Here is a 17,212-nt window from a genome sequence, read left to right as displayed (position 1 = left end):
AGTCGGGGGTGCGGGTGGGGTGGGCGGCGTCGGGGAAGCGGCCGCGGGCCGGGGGCGGTGGGGCGGTCATGAGAGGCCTCCGTTCCGGGCGTGGTGCCAGCGGAAGAGCCGGCGCTCGGCGGCCACCAGGAGGGCGTTGACCACGACGCCGAACAGCCCGACCCAGACGACCCCCGCCAGGATGTCGTCCATGCGCGCCGGTACGGCGATGCCCGCGAAGTAGATGAACACGCCGACGCCCTCTCCCCGCCCGGCGACGATCTCGGTGCTCACGGTCAGGATGAGCGCGACGCCGGTGGCCAGTCTGAAGCCCGTCATGATGAACGGCGCCGCCGAGGGCAGCGAGACCCGCCACAGCACTGCCAGCGGGCCGAATCCGTACGACCTGAGGGTCTCCTTGGCGACGGGGTCGACGCCGCGCAGGCCGTACATCGTGTTGTAGAGGATGGGCCACAGCGCCGCGTAGATCACCAGGGTGACGCGGAGCTGCAGGCCGGTGCCGATGACGAGGGCCACCAGCGGGATGAGGGCCACCGACGGGATGGGCCGCATGAACTCGACGATGGCCCGGGTGGCGGAGTCGATCACCGGGACGCTGCCGAGCAGCAGGCCGAGCGGGACGGCGACGAGGGCGGCGATGCCGAGGCCGATCGCCCAGGCGAGCATGCTGGTGGCGGCGTGGGCGCGGAATGCGGGGTCGAGGAGCAGCCCGCCGGCCCGCTGGAGGATCTCCGAGGCGGGCGGCAGGAAGGCGGCGGAGACGAGCCCGGCCCGGCCGAGCGCTTCGAACAGGGCGGCGAAGACGAGTGCCCCGGCCGCCCGGCGCGTCCACCGTGCGGTGGCCGTGTTCGGGCGGTCGCGGACGAGGGCGGGCGCGCTCACCCTGACGTGGTGGGGGACATCAGCGAGGCGACGTCGATCTCCTTGGTGAGCCACTTGGCTTCGTGCATCCAGTCGGCGACCCGCTGCAGCCGCACCGGGTTGTCGGAGCTGGAGAACAAGGGGAACGTCACGGTCGCGGCTGTGGCCTTGTCGATCTGGGTGAAGTTGGGCAGCACGTCGGCCACCACCTCACGGTTGTTCTCCATGAGCTTGGCGGCGTTGTGGAGGGCGCGCTGGAACGCCGCGGCTGTCTTGGGATATTTGTCGTACCATTCCTGAGTACTGACATAGCCGGAAATGGGGAATTCGGCTGCGGGTCCTGAGGCCGGATCCAGGATCTTTCTGGCGCCCATTGACGAGGTCGCGGCGGTGACCATCGGCTCGCCGAGATAGGCCGCGTCGAGCTGGCCCTTCTGCCAGGCGGGCATGATGTTCTGGAACGTCACCTGAACGTACTTGATCTTCGCCGGATCGATGTTGTTGGCCTTCAGGACCTGCGTGAGCGCGAGCTCCTGGAAATTGTGCAGAACGTTCACGTTGATCGTCTTGCCTTCGAGGTCCTTCGGCGACCTGATCGGCGAATCAGGCAAAGCCATGATGCTCAGGGAGTCCGGGGCCGCGCGGGAGCCTTCGGCCAGGATGCGCAGCTTCAGCGCGCCTTGGTCGTGGGCCTGGAACATCGACACGTAATTGCCGAACATGGCGTCGATCTCGCCGTTGAGCAACATCGGAATGGCCTCGGGCGACGCCTGCACGATTTGCGGCGTGACCTTGAGTCCTTCCTTCTCGAAGAGCTTCTGGTCAATGGCCACGTACATGGCCGCGGTGTCGATGGCCGGCAGGCCCGCGACCTTGAGCTCCGTCTTCTCCAGGCCGCCCGCGTCGGCGGCGGTGGAGGACTTCGGAGCGGCGGACTCCGGCTCGGCGGTGCAGGCGGCGATTCCCAGCGCCAGGGCAAACCCGATGACGGCGACTCTGCTGGAACGGGCAAGCCTCATGTCGGGGACTCCTTTCACGAGGGGGGTGTGGAGCCTGGAGGGGTAGGGGGGTGCTGTTACTCACGGGACGTGTGCCGTACGCACAACAAGCACTGACGGTAGCACCACATGGGGCGTCATCATCGCAAAAATAACATCTGTGGTTGCAAGGTCAGTTTGGCGCTATATCGTGGTCAATGACCCCATGAATTTCCAGTCTAGGTGCTTTTGCCTGATTTGGTGTGGTTCGTGAGAGCCGTGTCGTGAGTGAAGGGAGGGGCGGCAGGCGGGGCTGTCTGTGGCGATGGCGAGCGATCTTTTGTTGGGACAAATGCCCAATGAATGAGTCAATGCTGAATTCATAGTGTTTGGTGGTGGTAGTCGCCGTATGCTCAAAAGGCCCTCATCTCGATTTCACATAGTGCCCCCCACGGTCATCGAGATCCCCCTCAGGGGCGAGAGGTTGCGAAAGCAGTGAGTACGCAGAGCGCTGGTGCTTCCGTTGACCACGAGCCGCACGGCCATCAGAAGCGCAAGGTGCCCCGGCCGGCCAGATTCGGCCTGGGCAACTGGCATGTCCGATCACGCCTCGTCGCGCTGATCGTGGTCCCGACGGCGGTGGCGGTCGCGCTGGGTGGCCTGAACGTGGTCACCTCGCTCAGCGACGCCAACACCTACCAGACACTCAGAGAGGTCGCCGAGTTCAGCGAGAGCCTCGGCGCCGTCAGCCACGACCTCGCCTCCGAGAGGGACGAGACCGCGCTCTACATCGCCCAGGGGCGACCTCCGGCCAAGGAGCCACAGCTCAGAGGCACCTACGCCGGAGTCGACGACCTCATCGGGGAGGCCAAGCGGAGCGCCCAGGCGATCAACGACTCGCACGGTGACGCCGTACGGCCCGTCCTGCGCCGCCTGGAGGAGATCTCCGCGCTGCGCGAGACGGCGGTCAAGGGCAAGATCCAGCCCCTGCCGATGATCGAGAAGTACACCCAGATCATCGCCGCGCTCGTGCAGTTCCACGACCAGGTCGGCCAGGTGGCGGTGGACGAGCAGGTCGCGCACAGCGCCGGCGCGATGGCCGCGATCGCCCGGGCCAAGGCCCAGTCGTCCAAGCAGCGCGGCATCCTGGCCGGAGCCCTGGACAACAAGGCGTTCGACGCGGGCGAGCTCGACTCTCTCACCGCCGCCAAGGCGCGCGAGGAGAGCGAGGTGACCCTGTTCGGCACGCTGGCCACGCAGGATCAGCTGGAGCTCTACCGCAACACCGTCGTCGGCCGCGACATCGACCAGACCGACCTGTTCACGCTGCGGGCGATGGCTCAGTCGGCGGAGAACAAGCCGCTCAGCATCGGCAGCCGCGACGTGGCCACCTGGTTCGACGTGAGCACCGGCAAGATCGACGCGTTGCGGAACGTGGAGAAGAGCATGTCCGCCTCCGTCATCCTGCGCGCCCGCGCGCTGGAGGACGCGGCCAACAGATCGGCGCTCATCTCCGGCGTGCTCATCCTGATCCTGCTGGCCGTGGTGATCGCGATCATCTCGCTCATCGCCCGCTCGCTGATCAGGCCGCTGCGCAAGCTGCGGGGCGAGGCGCTGGAGGTGGCGGGCAAGCGGCTGCCCGAGACCGTGCGGACGCTGCGCGAGAGCGGCGACGGCGCGGTCCCGGCGGTGGCGCCGATCGGCGTCACCACGCACGACGAGATCGGCGAGGTGGCGCGGGCGTTCGACGAGGTGCACCGCGAGGCGGTCCGCCTGGCGGGGGAGGAGTCCCGCCTGCGCTCGAACGTCAACGCGATGTTCGTGAATCTTTCACGGCGTTCGCAGACGCTGGTGGAGCGGCAGATCACCCTGATCGACGGGCTGGAGCAGGGCGAGCAGGACGAGCAGCGGCTCGGCAACCTGTTCAAGCTGGACCACCTGGCCACCCGCATGCGCCGCAACAGCGAGAACCTGCTGGTGCTGGCCGGCCAGGACCCGCCGCGCCGGTGGAGCCAGCCGGTCAAGCTGGTGGACGTGGCCCGCGCCTCCCTGTCGGAGGTCGAGAACTACGAGCGGGTCCTGCTCCAGGTCCCCGACGGCATCTCGATCGCCGGGCAGGCCGTCAACGACATCATCCACCTGCTGGCCGAGCTGGTGGAGAACGCCCTGTCGTTCTCGCCCAGGGAGACGCGCGTCTCGCTGTCCGGGAGCAGGATCGACGGCGGCGGCGTCATGCTGTCCATCACCGACTCCGGCATCGGCATGACGCCGGAGGAGCTGGCCCAGGCCAACGACCGGCTGACCGACGCGCCCAGCATGGACGTGTCGGTGTCGCGGCGGATGGGCCTGTTCGTGGTCGCCAGGCTGGCCCACCGGCACGGCATCCGCGTCCAGCTCAGGCCGCACGGCGCGGGCGGGCTCACCGCGATGGTGCTGGTGCCCGAGTCGCTGCTCGCCCAGTCGCCCGCGCTGGCCGGCGCGTCCAGCGGCCCGCAGGAGGAGCCCTACACCGGGCCGCAGCCGGCGCCCATGCCCTACCAGCTCGGCCCCGGCCACCCGTCCTACCCTTCCTATCCGTCCAACCCCGAGGGCCCCGGCTGGCCCGCCCCGCCCTGGCCGCCCGAGCAGCGCGGCCTCACCGGCAGCGGCTGGCCCGCCGACCCGCGCGGCAACAGCGGCAACAGCGGCGGCTTCGACTCCGCCGACGTGTGGATGCCCCCGCGCCCGCCTGGCGCCGGCAGCTCCGGGGGCTGGAACGGCTCGTCGGGCTCGCCGCCGCTGCCCCGGCGGCCGACGCCCGGCCCGCAGCTCGGCGACTGGACGCAGGCCGAGCGTCCCGACCCGCCGCTGCCGCCGGAACGGCCCAGGTACGACCTCCCCGAGCCGGAGAGCCCGGCCGGCAAGCCCGCCTCCGCCGGTGACGAGTACCTGCCGATCTACGCGGCGGTCGAGTCGGCCTGGTTCGAGCGGGGCGGCAGCGCGAGCTGGAGCTCGTCCAAGGCGGACGAGGGCTGGTCGGCCGCCAAGGCCGTGGTCGAGCCCGTGCGCGACGGCGCGACGGCCGCCGGGCTGCCGAAACGGGTGCCGAAGGCCAACCTGGTGCCCGGCTCGGCCGAGACCGCGACGGCCCCGTCGGGCGTCTCGCCGGTGCCGTCCGTGTCGCCGGACCGGGTGCGCTCCCGGCTGTCCAGTTTCCAGCAGGGCTTCCGCGCCGCCCGCGACGACATCAACGGCGGCCGCGCGAACGCCGGACCCGGATTCGGCCCGCCGCCCCGCTCCGCGGACGGCGGGGAAGGCCGCGAGGAGGAATCATGAACGAGCTGAGCCATGCCGCCCGTGGCGTGGACTGGTTGATCACCGATTTCGTGAGCACCGTCCCCGGTGTCGCGCACGCGGTGGTGGTGTCGTCCGACGGGCTGCCGCTGGCGGCCTCGTCGGGGTTCCCGGCGGACCGGGCCGACCAGCTCGCCGCGATCGCCTCCGGGCTCGTGTCGCTCACCGCGGGGGCGGCGCGGGTGTTCGAGGGCGGCGCGGTCAACCAGACGATCGTGGAGATGCAGCGCGGGCTCATGCTGATCATGTCCATCTCGGACGGGTCCTGCCTGGCCGTGCTGGCCGCTCCCGACTGCGACATGGGACTGGTGGCGTACCAGATGACGTTGATGGTCGAGCGCGCCGGACAGGTGCTCACGCCGGCGGTGCGCGCGGAGCTGCGCGCGTCCCAGACCAGGTGATGTGGTGACGGATCCACGATGGAACAGCGGCGGCTGGGAGCCGGAGTCCCAGCCGCGGCTGCAGGCCGACCCGGCCTCGCCGGTGCGGCCGTACGCGGTGACGGGGGGCCGCACGGCCCCCCGGGTCAAGCTGGCGATGGAGGCGCTGGTGTCGTCGGCGACGGCCGAGCACCGGGAGTTCTCGCACATCACGCCGGAATACCAGGCGATCTCCCAGCTCTGCCGGCAGGTGCGCTCGGTGGCCGAGGTCTCCGCCCTGCTGCGGATCCCGCTGGGAGTGGTTCGCGTGCTGATCGCGGATATGGCGGCGGAGGGCCTGGTGCGCGTGCACCAGCCCGCGCTGGACGCCGGTCAGCCGGATGTCGACTTGCTGGAGAGGGTGCTCAGTGGACTACGCAGGCTCTAGTTCGGGCGTGGGTCTGACTTCGACGAAGATCGTGGTGGCCGGTGGGTTCGGCGTGGGGAAGACGACGTTCGTGGGGGCCGTTTCGGAGATCATGCCGTTGACCACCGAGGCCGTGATGACCGACGCCTCGGCGGGCATCGACGACCTCGGCATGACGCCGCTGAAGTCCACCACCACCGTGGCGATGGACTTCGGCCGGGTGTCGCTCGACCGTGACCTCATCCTCTACCTGTTCGGCACGCCGGGGCAGCACCGGTTCTGGTTCATGTGGGACGACCTGGTGCGCGGCGCCATCGGCGCGGTCGTGCTGGTCGACACCCGGCGGCTGGCCGACAGCTTCCCGGCCATCGACTACTTCGAGGAGGCCCAGCTCCCCTTCATCGTCGGCGTCAACGGCTGGGACGGGCAGTACCCGCACAGCGACAGCGAGGTCCGCGACGCGCTCACGCTGGCCCCGCACATCCCGCTGATCCGGCTGGACGCCCGCTCCAAGGACTCGGTCAAGGGCGCGCTCATCCACCTGGTCGAGCACGCACTCAACATCAGGACCGCGGTGCCGGGCTGGAGCGGCTGAAGCCGTTGACGCGCCGCCGCCGGCATGATCACAATGGCGGCGGATCGCCTCCAGTCCGAGGGAGCACGCAGCATGGCCGCAGTCCGGGGCACGGCCCTGTCGTGATCAGGAACCCGCTCACCGGGCGGCCGGACCGGCCGCTCGCGCCCGTCCCGCCGGACCGGCTCGCCGCCACTGCGGCCGAGCTGCGCGCGCTCGCCCCCGCGTGGCGGGCCGCCGGGCGCGGCCCCGTCCTGACCCGGTTCGGGCAGGCGATCGCCGCCGACGACGACCTGCTCGCGGCGCTGGTGGCCGACACCGGGCGGGTCGCCGAGTCGGTGCTGGAGCGGCAGATCGTGGCCGGTCTCGTCGACCGATGGGTACGGGCGGCGCCCGCGCTGCTGGAGCCCCCGGCCGAGTTCCCCGCCTCGCTGCCCGGCGTCTTCGTCGGCGGCGACGCGGTCCCGTACGACCTGGTGGGGGTGATCAGCCCGTGGAACTTCCCGCTGCTGCTCGGCCTCATCGACGCGGTGCCGGCGCTGGCCGCCGGGTGCCCGGTGCTGGTCAAGCCGAGCGAGGTGACGCCGCGCTTCATCGAGCCGCTGATGCGGCTGGTGCCTGACGAGCTGCCGCTGCGCGTCGTCGAGGGCGACGGCGAGACGGGCGCCGCGCTGGTCGGGCTGGCCGACGCCGTCGTGTTCACCGGCAGCGTGCCGACCGGGCGGCTGGTGGCCGAGGCCGCCGCCCGCGCGTTCGTGCCCGCCTTCCTGGAACTGGGCGGCAAGGACCCGGCGATCGTGCTGGCCGGCGCCGACCTGGACCGGGCGGCCTCGGCCGTGCTGTGGGGCGGCACGGCCAACGCCGGGCAGTCCTGCCAGTCGATCGAGCGCGTCTACGTCGAGCGGCCGGTGCACGACGAGTTCCTGGACCTGCTGGCCGGCAAGGCCGCCAAGGTGGGGCTGACCTGCGAGGGCGGGCCGATCGGGCCGATCATCGGGCCCGGCCGGGAGGACGTGATCGCCGCCCATCTGGCCGACGCGGTGGCCAAGGGCGCCGTCGTGCACACCGGCGGCACGGCCGAGCGCCACGGCGGCGGCCACTGGTTCCGGCCCGCCGTGCTGTCGCGCGTCGACCACTCGATGCTCGTCATGACCGAGGAGACGTTCGGGCCGGTGCTGCCCGTCATGGCGGCCGACGACGCCGACCACGCGGTGGCGCTGGCCAACGACTCGGTCTACGGCCTGTCGGCGGCCGTCTTCGCCGGCTCGGAGGAGCGCGCGCTGGCCGTCGCCGCCCGGATCAGGGCGGGCGCGATCAGCGTCAACGACGCCGCTCTGACCGCGCTCGTGCACGAGGGCGAGAAGCACTCCTTCCGCCTCTCCGGCCTCGGCGGCTCACGCATGGGCGCCGCCTCCATCGGCCGCTTCCTGCGCCGCAGGGCCTTCCTGGTCAACCGATCCCACGCCGCCGACCCCTGGTGGCACCCGAGCGAGGAGTGAGAGATGGGACTGCGCGCCGAGATGCCGCTGCTGGCGCGGCACGAGGGCGAGTGGGACGGCACGTACGTGCACGTCGACGCCGACGGCACGGTCGTCGACCGGCACCGCGCCCAGCTCACCTGCGCCATCGTGGACGACGCCGTCTACCACCAGACCAACCGCTACACCTGGGACGACGGGCGCGCCGAGGTGCACGAGTTCCCCGGGACCTACCTGGGCGGCGGCCGGTGCGGCTTCGACACCGACCGGCTCAAGGGCGAGTTCTGGGAGCTCGACGGGAGCAGCATCTACCTGTCGTGGCAGTTCAAGGCCGAGGGGGAGGACCTGAGGCTGTTCGAGCTGATCGTGCTCAGCGACGACGGCGACACCCGCAGCCGCGTCTGGCAGTGGATCAAGGGCGGCGAGGTCGTCCGGCGCACGCTGATCAACGAGCGCAGGGTCGGATGACGGCGCTGCGCGCGCTGGCGCTCCAGCTGGAGACGCGGGCGGTCAACGACGCGGCCGACCCGCGCGCCGCGATCGGCGCGGCCGTCACCCGGATCGACCGGCAGGTCGGCGCGTCCAAGGCGTGGATCGGGCCGGACCTGCGGCTGGTGGTGCTGCCCGAATACGCGCTGACCGGCTTCCCGCTGCGGGAGAGCCTCGGCGAGTGGCGGGACAAGGCGGCGCTCGCCCCCGGCGGCCCCGAGTACGCGGCGCTGGCCGGCGTCGCCCGGCGGCACGGCGTGTTCCTCTGCGTCAACGCCTACGAGAGCGACGAGCACTTCCCCGAGCTGTACTTCCAGGCGTCGGTGATCTTCTCCCCCGAGGGCGAGCCGGTGCTGCGCTATCGGCGGCTGCACTCGATGTTCACCCCGAGCCCGTACGACGTCTGGGAGCGCTACCTGGAGGTGTACGGGATCGACGGGGTGCTGCCGGTCGCCGAGACGGAGATCGGCGTGCTCGCGGTGGTCGCCTCCGAGGAGATCCTCTACCCCGAGCTGGCCCGTTCGCTGGCGCTGCGCGGCGCGGAGATCATCTGCAACCCGACCTCCGAGGCGTCGTCACCGGAGCTCACCCCGAAGGCGATCGCCCGCCGCGCCCGCGCCGTGGAGAACCTGGCCTACGTGGTCTCCGCCAACAGCGGCGGCCTGAGCGGGATCGCCATCCCCGGCGACTCCACCAACGGCGGCTCGGAGATCGTCGACCCGGAGGGCCGGGTGCTGGCCAGGGCCGGGGCGGGGGAGTCGCTGGTCGCCGCCGCCGAGCTGGACCTGGCCGCGCTGCGCCGGCTGCGCCGCAGGCCCGGCATGGGCAACCTGCCCAGCCGGGTCAAGTCGCGGCTGTGGGCCGAGGAGTACGGCCGCCACGACGTCGAGCGGCCCGGGGCGCTGACCGGCGCCCCGGACCGCGCCTGGTTCGCCGCCCGCCAGCGCGAGGTGATCGAGCGGCTGTACGGCTGACCGCTCAGGCGCGGGCGCCGTGGTGCCAGCGCAGCACCAGCCGCTCGACGGCCAGGAACCCCGCGTTCAGCAGCACGCCCAGCAGGCCGAGCAGCACGATCCCGGCCCACATCGCGGGGATGTCGAACTGGCTCTGCGCCTCCAGCAGGCGGTGGCCGATGCCCTCGGTGCTGCCGTACAGCTCCGAGATCACCATCATGATCAGCGCCAGGGACACGCTGAGCCGCAGCCCGGCGAAGATCTTCGGCGCGGCGGCGGGCAGGATGATCCGCAGCAGCCGGGCGCCCGCGCCCATCCTGAACACCAGGCCGGTCTCGACGTACTGGCGGTCCACGTACCGGCTGCCGTCCATCGAGTTGATCAGCACCGGCCACACCACGCCGTACACGATCGAGGCCACCTGCATCGGCGTGCCGATCTCGAACAGCAGCAGGAACACCGGCAGCAGCGCCGACGGCGGCACCGAGCGGCCGAAGTGCAGCAGCGGCTCCACCAGCGCCGACAGCGTGCGCGAGCGGCCCAGCGCGACGCCGAGCACGACGCCCGCGAGCGCCGCCAGCGCCCACCCGCCGAACAGCCGCGCGAGGCTCGGCAGCAGGTCGGCCACCGCCTCGTCCGTCAGGAACAGCCGCCCGGCCGGTCCGGAGAACCACAGCTCCCGCAGCCGGGGCACGATCACGCTCGGCGGCGGGAAGTAGACGGCCTGCGCCGCGCGGGCGGCGAACTCCCAGGTCAGCGCCGCCACCGGCAGCATCCAGTACCAGCCCAGCCGGGCGATCATGACGTCTCTCCCGTCCTGGCGTGGTGCCAGCGGAACAGCCGCCGCTCCCCGGCCGTGAACAGCAGGTTGGCGGCCAGGCCGAGCACGCCCGCCCACACCGTCGCCGCCAGCACCCGGTCGGTGCGGGCGGCGCTGCCCGCCTGCACCAGGTAGGCGCCGATGCCGCCGTCGCCGCCCGCGATCAGCTCCACGCTCACCGCCACGATCAGCGTCACCCCCACCGCGATGCGCACCCCCGTCGCGATGAACGGCGCCGCGCTCGGCAGCGACACCCGCACCGCCACCGCCACCGGCCCGAACCCGAAGGCCCGCAGCGTGTCCTTGCCCAGCGGGTCCACGTCCGCCAGGCCGTACAGCGTGTTGACGAGCAGCGGCCACGCGCACGTGTAGACGATCAGCGATGTCTTGGCGTCGCCGCTGTCGGGGAACAGGAACATCGCCAGCGGGATCAGCGACACCGACGGGATCGGCCGCAGGAACTCCACCAGCGGACGCACCGAGCGCTCCACCACCGGCACCGTGCCCAGCAGCAGCCCCGCCGGCACCGCCACCGCCACCGCGATCAGCAGCCCGGCCGCGCACGCCGACAGCGTGATCAGCACGTGCCGCAGGAACTCGCCGTCCGCGGCCAGCTCCACCGCCGTCACCAGCACCACGGAGACGTACGGCAGCGCGTCGCGGTCGATCAGGCCGATGCGGCCCGCTGCCTCAAGCAGGGCGAGGGAGCCCAGGACACCGGCGGCGCCCAGGACCCCCCGCCTCATGCGCGCTCCGGTCATCCGCCGACGGCGGCGATCTGCTGCGTCACGTCCGGCTTGGTCTTGAGGTAGCCGTAGCCGGCCAGCAGGTCGGCCAGCTTCTGCAGGCTCGCCTTGTCGACCTCCATCGAGAACACGCCGAGCTTCATCGCGGCCGCCGCCTGCGCGTCGATCTGCGTGTAGGTCGGGATGACCTCGTTGATGGCGGCGCGGTCCTCGCTCGCGATCTTCTGCGCCTTGGCCAGCGCCCGGTGGAAGGCGGCGGCGGTCTTCGGGTTCTGCGCCAGCCACGCCTCCGACACGCCCCAGCCGTCGATCGGGATGCCCGCGGTCACGCCGTCGGTGGTGTCGATCACCTCGGTCGCGCCCATCTTCGTCTTGGCCGCCGTCAGGAACGGCTCCACCAGCCAGGCCGCGTCCACCTGGCCGCCCGACAGCGCGTTGAGCTGGTCGGCGAACGGCACCGCGACGAACTTGACGTCCTCCGGCTTCAGCCCGGCCTCCTGCACGTGCGCGTTCGTGAGCGTCTGGCCGAGCGCCTTCAGCACGTTGACCGCCACCGTCCTGCCCTTGAGGTCGGCCGCCGTCTTGATCGGCGAGCCCTTGGGCACCACCACGCCCGCCACCCCGGGCGCCGCCTCCTGGCTGTGCTGGAGCAGCTTCAGCTTGGCCGCCCCCGAGTCGTTGATCGCCAGCAGCGACACGTAGCTCGTCAGGAAGGCATCCATGCTGCCGTTCAAAATCTTCGGCATGACGGCCTGCGGCGCCTGGATCACCTCGGTCTTGACCGTCAGGCCCTCCTCCTTGAAGAAGCCCCGCTTCTCCGCGATGAACAGCGGCGCCGACGACGGCACCGGGACGATGCCCACGGTGAGCTGGGTCTTCTCCAGCCCGGAGCCGCCGGTGGCGGGGGCCGGGCCGTCGTCGCCACAGGCCGCGACGCCGAGGACCAGCGCGAGCCCGAGGGCGCACGTGCGTGCCAACCGCATGTCACTCCTTACTGAACGCAGGTTCAGCGCACGCTCCACGAGGGTCGCTCGTTGAGCGCGCGCACATCGGAATCGGTGATCGCGTGCTGGGCGTCCGCCAGGGCCGCCAGCTCGTCCTCGGCCAGGACGTCCCGGATGTCGGCGAAGCCGCCGGGAGCCCGTCGCTCCACCAGCAGGACCATCTCGTCGGCCGGCAGCGAGCGGTGGCCCAGGACCAGCTCGGAGGTGACCGGCCGGCGTTCGGCCTCGTAACCGGCCAGCGCCTCGGCCGGGTCGGCCGTGGTCGCCAGGTGGCGGGCCAGCACCCGGGCGTCCAGCACCGCCTGCGACCCGCCGTTGGAGCCGACCGGGTACATCGGGTGCGCGGCGTCGCCGAGCAGCGTCACCCGGCCCGTCCCCCAGAACGGCAGCGGATCGCGGTCCACCATCGGGTATTCGAGGATGCGCGCGGAGGAGGCGATGAACGACGGGATGTCGAAGTGCCGGTACGCCCACCCGGCGTAGTGCGGCGCCACGTCCTCCAGCCGCCCCGGCCGCGACCAGTCGGCCGCGCCCGTCACGCCCGGCTCGGCCACCTTGACCTCGGCGACCCAGTTGACCCGGCGCGGATGGGCGGGGGAGATGTGGTACGAGACGAACTTGCCCGCCGCGTTGGTGCCGGAGACCAGCACGGTCGAGCCGTCGAGGACTCGGTCGGCGTCGGCCACGCCGCGCCACATGCGGATCCCGTTCCAGCGCAGCGGGTCGCCCGACGGGTGGAGCTGGGCGCGCACCGCCGACAGCACGCCGTCGGCGCCGACCAGCACGTCCGCCCGCTCGCGCAGCACCTCGCCCGACGCGGTGTCGCGCAGCGTGACCGTGACCCCCGCGGCGTCCTGCTCGAACTCCTCGAACCGGACGCCCAGCCGTACCGGCCCGACCCGCTCGCGCACCGCGGCGAGCAGGAGCATCTGCAGCTCACCCCGGTGGATGGAGTACTGCGGCCAGCGGTAGCCCGCCAGCCGGCCGCGCGGCAGCGCCAGGATCTCGCCGCCGAACCGGTCGGTGAAGGTCATGTACGTGGTCTCGACGCCGGTCGCGGCCAGCTCGGCGGCCAGGCCCAGCTCGGTGAGCTCGCGTACGGCGTGCGGCTGCAGGTTGATGCCCACGCCGAGCGGCAGCATCCGGGCGGCGCCCTCGACGACGACGCAGCCGATCCCCGCAGCGTGCAGGCTGAGCGCGGCCGTCAGGCCGCCGATCCCCCCGCCGACGATCAACACCCGCATCGGATGTCCCCCTGTCATGAGGCGGGGAGCGCCGCACCGGACGCTCCCCGGGCGATCACTTGGGAACGGCCTCGATGAGGCTCGCCGCCGCGCCCAGCTCGATGACCTCCGTCAGCCGGAGACCGGCCTCATCGAGAAGTGTGGCGTACTGCGCGGCGCTGCGCTCGGTGCCGCCGTCGAAGATGGCCAGCATGCGCATGTCCAGGTCGTTGCCCAGGTGCGGAGCCGGCTCGTCCGGCAGCACCACCTCCAGCACCAGCACCCGGCCGCCGGGGCCCATCGCGGCGCGGACGTTGCGCAGGATCCGCACCGCGTCCTCGTCGTCCCAGTTGTGCAGGACGCTGGACAGCAGGTAGACATCGGCGCCGGCCGGGACCCCGTCGAAGAAGCTGCCCGCCACGACCTCGGTCCGGTCGGCCAGGCCCTCGGCCGCCAGCGCCTCGCGGGCGCTGCCGGTCACGTGGTCGAGGTCGAACAGGATGCCGCGCATGCCGGGGTTGGCGTGCAGCACCGTGGCCAGGATGTGCCCCCGGCCGCCGGCGACGTCCACCATGGAGGCGGCGCCGGCGAAGTCGTAGCGCTTGAGCAGGCCGTCGGTGAACGTGATGGCCCGGGTGGTCATGTACTCGTCGAACAGGCGGCTGGCCTCCGGCTGCACCGCCAGGTGGTCGTACAGGTGGCCGTAGCGCCTGGCGAACGCCGAGCTGCCCTCGCGCACGGTGGACGGCAGGTTGCCCATGGCGTACCAGAAGCTCTCCTCGCCCAGCATGCGGATCGAGCTGCGGATCGAGCCGGGCACGTCGGAGCGCAGCGCGGTGCCCCGGGCGGTCAGGTCGTAGCCGTCGTCCCCGTGCGGCCTGACCACGTCCATGCCGGCCAGCTCGCGCAGCACCCGGCGGAGCGCGGGCGGGTGCGCCCCGCTGCGCCGGGCCAGCTCGCCGGTGTCGAGCGGCCCGTCCGCCAGGTGGTCGGCCAGGCCCAGCTCCGCCATGGTCAGCAGAGCCGCGAATCGCGAAATGTCGGATACGGCCCCCCAGAGGAGGTCTTCAGATGGGGACATGTGCCCTTCCGTAGAGATGAGAGGTCAAACCGTGCGGTTGGCCTGCCGGTGCCACACCAGCACGCGGCGCTCCGCCAGCACGAACAGCCCGTTGACGGCGTACCCGAGCACGCCGAGCAGCGCGATGGCCGCCCAGACGCCGGGCGCGTCGAAGGTGCGCTGCGCATACAGGAGCTGGTAGCCGATGCCGTCGGTGCCGCCGAACAGCTCCGAGATCACCATGAGGATCAGCGCGAGCGACAGGCTCATCCGCAGTCCGGCGAAGATCTTCGGGGAGGCCGCCGGGATGACGACCACGCGCAGGCGCTCGGCCCTGGACAGGCCGAACACGGTCGCGGTCTCGGTGTAGGTCCGGTCGATGGCCCGGGCCCCGTCGATCGTGTTGAGCAGCACCGGCCAGATCACGCCGAACACGATCACCGCGAGCTGCGTCGCCAGCAGGCCCTGCAGCAGGACCACGAACAGCGGCAGCAGCAGCGGCGGCGGGATGGCGCGGCCGAACTCGATCAGCGCGTCGACGTAGTCGGTGGCCACCCGGGAACGGCCGAGCAGCACGCCCAGCACCACGCCGATCAGCGAGGCGAGGATCCACCCGCTGAACATGCGCCCGAGGCTGGGCAGCACGTTGTCCATCGCGTCGTCGGTCAGGAACAGCCGGGAGGCCGGGCCCGAGAACCACAGCTCGTACATGCGCGCGACGATCGTCGTCGGCGGGGGGAAGTCGAGGTCGCCGGCGGCGCGCGTGACGAGCTCCCACACGACGAGGACCACCGGGACGAACCACAGCTTGTTGAGCGTCTTCACGAGCGTGCCGCCCCCGTCCGCAGCGCGTGCCACCGGAACAGGCGGCGCTCCCCGGCCAGCAGGGCGAGGTTCGCCAGCACGCCGAAGACGCCCGCCCACACGGTCGCCGCCATGATGAGGTCCATCCGGTTGGCGCTGCCGGCCATCACCACGTACACGCCCAGCCCGTCGGAGCCGCCGGCGACCAGCTCGGCGCTCACCGCCAGCACCAGCGCGATGCCGGCGGCGATCCGCACGCCCGTCGCGACGAACGGCGCGGCGTTCGGCAGGCTCACCCGCCTCAGCACGGCCAGCTCCCCGAATCCGAAGGTCCGCAGCGAGTCCTTGGCCAGCGGATCGACGTCGTGCATGCCGTACAGCGTGTTGATCAGGATCGGCCACAACGACGCGAACACGATGACCGAGACCTTCATCCACTGGTCCGACGGGATCAGCAGGATCGCGAGCGGGATGATCGCGACGGACGGGATGGGACGCAGGAACTCCACCAGGGGCCGCACCGCCTGCTCCACCGGCGGCACCGCGCCGAGCAGCACGCCCAGGGGGACGGCCACGGCCACGGCGATCAGCAGGCCGAGCCCCCAGTTGCCGATCGTCGTCAGGCTCCCGGCCAGGAAGTCCGGGTCGGCGGGGAGCCGCGCGGCCTCCAGGAAGATGACGGACGGCGGCGGGAACAGCAGATCCTCGCTCATGACGAAGCGGATGAACAGCTCGCCGGCCACAAGGAAGCCCGCGGCGCCGATGACGCCGCGGGTCAGGCGCGCTCTGGTCATCCGCTCGTCGGCGCCGGGACGATGACCGAGGAGACGTCGATGGGGCTGCTCAGGTACTTGTACTCGGCCATGAGGTCGGCGACCTTCTGCAGGCGGTCGCGGTTCAGCTCACTCGGGAAGGTGCCCAGGGTGATGACCGACGCGGTCTTGGCGTCGATCTTCGTGTAGGTCGGGATCATCTTCTCGATCTCCTTGCGGTCGCTGGAGGCGAGCTCCTGCGCCTTGGAGATGGCCCGCTGGAACGCGGCCAGCGTCTTCGGGTACTTCTGCACCCACTCGTCGGTGGCCATCCAGCCCGCGATGGGCAGGTTCTCGGTCTGGCCGGTCATCGTGTCGGCGAGCTTGGTGAAGCCGAACTGGCTCTGGTTGGCGGTGATGAACGGCTCGGTGATCCAGGCCGCGTCCGCCTGGCCGCTGTTGACCGCGTTGCCCATTTCGGGGAACGGCTTCTCGGCGAATTTGACGTCGTCTTTAGTTAGCCCCGCGACCTTCAGCTGAGTCTCGACCGCGAGCTGGGCGACGTTGTTCAGGTTGTTGACCAGGATGGTCTTGCCCTTGAGTTCAGCCACCGTCTTGATGGGAGAATCCTTGGGCACCATGATGTTGAAGGTGTTCGGACCTGCCTGATACATGTCGGCAACGAGCTTGATCTTCTCGCCCTGTGCCACGGCGGCGAACGTCGAGACGTAGTTGGTCTGCGAGATGTCGAGCTCGCGGCTCTTGATTTTCGGGATGGCCGCCGCGCCACCGGTGATGATGACCGGCTCCACGGTGAGGCCTTCCGCCTTGAAGAAGCCCTTCGCGTTGGCGATATAGACGGAAACGGGGTCGGGGATGGGGAGCACCCCGACCTTGATGGTCGTCTTCTCGAGCCCTGAGCCGTTCGCGGACGTCGTGCCGGCCTCCTCGCCGGCACCGCAGCCGGCGAGGGTGAGCGCGAGCGCGGCGCCGACGACGACCGCGCGACCGCGCAAAGTGCGTGTCATGGGAAGGTCTCCTACCAGGGGGGAAGCTTTTAGAGACTGGCAATCGGTTGCCGGGCGTGAGCGTACCGGAGCAGGGGATCATAGCTGAAGCACTATGCCGCGTATATGTTAATTTTTCTGCTTTGAGGTGTAATTATCGCGTTATGCCGCTAGAACCTGCCCTATTGGGTCTTACGGGGTATATGTCCGGATTGGCGGCGGTCGCGCTCCGTGTATGAAACCTCGCGACGTGCACCAAGGCGGGCTTGGAACGGTCTAATACTTGTGAGACGTTGGCTGAACTATGAGGTTTGTGCTCAAATTGGGCCCGAACTTGCCTGCGAT

Annotated in this window: 17 protein-coding genes; 7 read left to right on the top strand and 10 right to left on the bottom strand. The window is 71.0% G+C overall.

Annotated elements, in window-relative coordinates:
* Window positions 1–66: 66 nt before the first annotated feature.
* On the bottom strand, window positions 67–882 hold the full coding sequence (locus tag ACBI99_RS40620; RefSeq protein WP_308126089.1) for an ABC transporter permease: 816 nt from the start codon (window positions 880–882) through the stop codon (window positions 67–69).
* Complete coding sequence (locus ACBI99_RS40615; protein ID WP_219512136.1) at window positions 879–1,880, bottom strand: ABC transporter substrate-binding protein; 1,002 nt, start codon at window positions 1,878–1,880, stop codon at window positions 879–881. The genes ACBI99_RS40620 and ACBI99_RS40615 overlap by 4 nt, the downstream gene beginning before the upstream one ends.
* Window positions 1,881–2,396: 516 nt before the next feature.
* Here ACBI99_RS40615 and ACBI99_RS40610 point away from each other — a divergent pair.
* The 7 genes from ACBI99_RS40610 to ACBI99_RS40580 all read left to right on the top strand — a co-directional run bounded on the left by ACBI99_RS40610 (window position 2,397) and on the right by ACBI99_RS40580 (window position 9,472).
* A complete protein-coding gene (locus tag ACBI99_RS40610; RefSeq protein WP_364180375.1) occupies window positions 2,397–5,153 on the top strand; it encodes a nitrate- and nitrite sensing domain-containing protein in 2,757 nt (918 codons plus the stop codon).
* Window positions 5,150–5,572, top strand: a complete 423-nt coding sequence (locus ACBI99_RS40605; RefSeq protein ID WP_219512126.1) for a roadblock/LC7 domain-containing protein — start codon at window positions 5,150–5,152, stop codon at window positions 5,570–5,572. Before ACBI99_RS40610 ends, ACBI99_RS40605 begins: the two co-directional genes overlap by 4 nt.
* A 58-nt stretch (window positions 5,573–5,630) precedes the next feature.
* A complete protein-coding gene (locus ACBI99_RS40600; protein WP_049565051.1) occupies window positions 5,631–5,978 on the top strand; it encodes a DUF742 domain-containing protein in 348 nt (115 codons plus the stop codon).
* 13 nt (window positions 5,979–5,991) lie between these two features.
* Window positions 5,992–6,552: an ATP/GTP-binding protein gene (locus ACBI99_RS40595; RefSeq protein ID WP_219512166.1), complete on the top strand. Its 561-nt coding sequence runs from the start codon at window positions 5,992–5,994 to the stop codon at window positions 6,550–6,552.
* A 101-nt stretch (window positions 6,553–6,653) separates the two neighbouring features.
* A complete protein-coding gene (locus ACBI99_RS40590) occupies window positions 6,654–8,030 on the top strand; it encodes an aldehyde dehydrogenase family protein (RefSeq protein WP_219512117.1) in 1,377 nt (458 codons plus the stop codon).
* 3 nt (window positions 8,031–8,033) lie between these two features.
* Window positions 8,034–8,477 (top strand): DUF3598 family protein, encoded by a 444-nt coding sequence (locus ACBI99_RS40585; RefSeq protein ID WP_219512109.1) that lies wholly within the window; start codon window positions 8,034–8,036, stop codon window positions 8,475–8,477.
* Window positions 8,474–9,472: a nitrilase-related carbon-nitrogen hydrolase gene (locus tag ACBI99_RS40580; protein WP_364180369.1), complete on the top strand. Its 999-nt coding sequence runs from the start codon at window positions 8,474–8,476 to the stop codon at window positions 9,470–9,472. Before ACBI99_RS40585 ends, ACBI99_RS40580 begins: the two co-directional genes overlap by 4 nt.
* A gap of 4 nt (window positions 9,473–9,476) precedes the next feature.
* Here ACBI99_RS40580 and ACBI99_RS40575 read toward each other — a convergent pair whose 3' ends face one another.
* From ACBI99_RS40575 to ACBI99_RS40540, 8 genes are all read right to left on the bottom strand, one after another.
* The gene (locus tag ACBI99_RS40575; protein WP_375074884.1) at window positions 9,477–10,253 is read right to left on the bottom strand and encodes an ABC transporter permease; all 777 of its coding nucleotides are present in this window, start codon (window positions 10,251–10,253) and stop codon (window positions 9,477–9,479) included.
* On the bottom strand, window positions 10,250–11,017 hold the full coding sequence (locus tag ACBI99_RS40570; RefSeq protein ID WP_375074883.1) for an ABC transporter permease: 768 nt from the start codon (window positions 11,015–11,017) through the stop codon (window positions 10,250–10,252). Before ACBI99_RS40570 ends, ACBI99_RS40575 begins: the two co-directional genes overlap by 4 nt.
* Before the next feature lie 11 nt (window positions 11,018–11,028).
* The gene (locus ACBI99_RS40565) at window positions 11,029–12,000 is read right to left on the bottom strand and encodes an ABC transporter substrate-binding protein (RefSeq protein ID WP_219512080.1); all 972 of its coding nucleotides are present in this window, start codon (window positions 11,998–12,000) and stop codon (window positions 11,029–11,031) included.
* A gap of 23 nt (window positions 12,001–12,023) precedes the next feature.
* The gene (locus ACBI99_RS40560; RefSeq protein ID WP_364180361.1) at window positions 12,024–13,265 is read right to left on the bottom strand and encodes a flavin-dependent oxidoreductase; all 1,242 of its coding nucleotides are present in this window, start codon (window positions 13,263–13,265) and stop codon (window positions 12,024–12,026) included.
* Between the two features lie 55 nt (window positions 13,266–13,320).
* Window positions 13,321–14,256, bottom strand: a complete 936-nt coding sequence (locus ACBI99_RS40555; protein WP_357590462.1) for a methyltransferase — start codon at window positions 14,254–14,256, stop codon at window positions 13,321–13,323.
* Window positions 14,257–14,349: 93 nt separating this feature from the next.
* A complete protein-coding gene (locus ACBI99_RS40550; protein ID WP_308126088.1) occupies window positions 14,350–15,162 on the bottom strand; it encodes an ABC transporter permease in 813 nt (270 codons plus the stop codon).
* Window positions 15,126–15,902, bottom strand: a complete 777-nt coding sequence (locus tag ACBI99_RS40545) for an ABC transporter permease (protein ID WP_219512059.1) — start codon at window positions 15,900–15,902, stop codon at window positions 15,126–15,128. The genes ACBI99_RS40550 and ACBI99_RS40545 overlap by 37 nt, the downstream gene beginning before the upstream one ends.
* Window positions 15,899–16,888 carry an ABC transporter substrate-binding protein gene (locus tag ACBI99_RS40540; RefSeq protein WP_219512049.1) on the bottom strand — a complete coding sequence of 330 codons (990 nt, stop codon included), beginning with the start codon at window positions 16,886–16,888 and terminating at the stop codon, window positions 15,899–15,901. The genes ACBI99_RS40545 and ACBI99_RS40540 overlap by 4 nt, the downstream gene beginning before the upstream one ends.
* Window positions 16,889–17,212: the final 324 nt, after the last annotated feature.

Source organism: Nonomuraea sp. ATR24 (genome assembly GCF_041950485.1).
GTDB lineage: Bacteria > Actinomycetota > Actinomycetes > Streptosporangiales > Streptosporangiaceae > Nonomuraea > Nonomuraea ceibae.
This window is presented reverse-complemented; position numbering and strand designations above follow the sequence as displayed.

Excerpts from the sequence above, each read along its gene's own strand:
- ACBI99_RS40615 (WP_219512136.1), bottom strand. The coding sequence starts at position 1,880 with ATGAGGCTTGCCCGTTCCAGCAGAGTCGCCGTCATCGGGTTTGCCCTG.
- ACBI99_RS40605 (WP_219512126.1), top strand. The coding sequence starts at position 5,150 with ATGAACGAGCTGAGCCATGCCGCCCGTGGCGTGGACTGGTTGATCACC.
- ACBI99_RS40585 (WP_219512109.1), top strand. The coding sequence starts at position 8,034 with ATGGGACTGCGCGCCGAGATGCCGCTGCTGGCGCGGCACGAGGGCGAG.
- ACBI99_RS40580 (WP_364180369.1), top strand. The coding sequence starts at position 8,474 with ATGACGGCGCTGCGCGCGCTGGCGCTCCAGCTGGAGACGCGGGCGGTC.
- ACBI99_RS40575 (WP_375074884.1), bottom strand. The coding sequence starts at position 10,253 with ATGATCGCCCGGCTGGGCTGGTACTGGATGCTGCCGGTGGCGGCGCTG.
- ACBI99_RS40570 (WP_375074883.1), bottom strand. The coding sequence starts at position 11,017 with ATGAGGCGGGGGGTCCTGGGCGCCGCCGGTGTCCTGGGCTCCCTCGCC.
- ACBI99_RS40565 (WP_219512080.1), bottom strand. The coding sequence starts at position 12,000 with ATGCGGTTGGCACGCACGTGCGCCCTCGGGCTCGCGCTGGTCCTCGGC.
- ACBI99_RS40560 (WP_364180361.1), bottom strand. The coding sequence starts at position 13,265 with ATGCGGGTGTTGATCGTCGGCGGGGGGATCGGCGGCCTGACGGCCGCG.
- ACBI99_RS40555 (WP_357590462.1), bottom strand. The coding sequence starts at position 14,256 with ATGGCGGAGCTGGGCCTGGCCGACCACCTGGCGGACGGGCCGCTCGAC.
- ACBI99_RS40545 (WP_219512059.1), bottom strand. The coding sequence starts at position 15,902 with ATGACCAGAGCGCGCCTGACCCGCGGCGTCATCGGCGCCGCGGGCTTC.
- ACBI99_RS40540 (WP_219512049.1), bottom strand. The coding sequence starts at position 16,888 with ATGACACGCACTTTGCGCGGTCGCGCGGTCGTCGTCGGCGCCGCGCTC.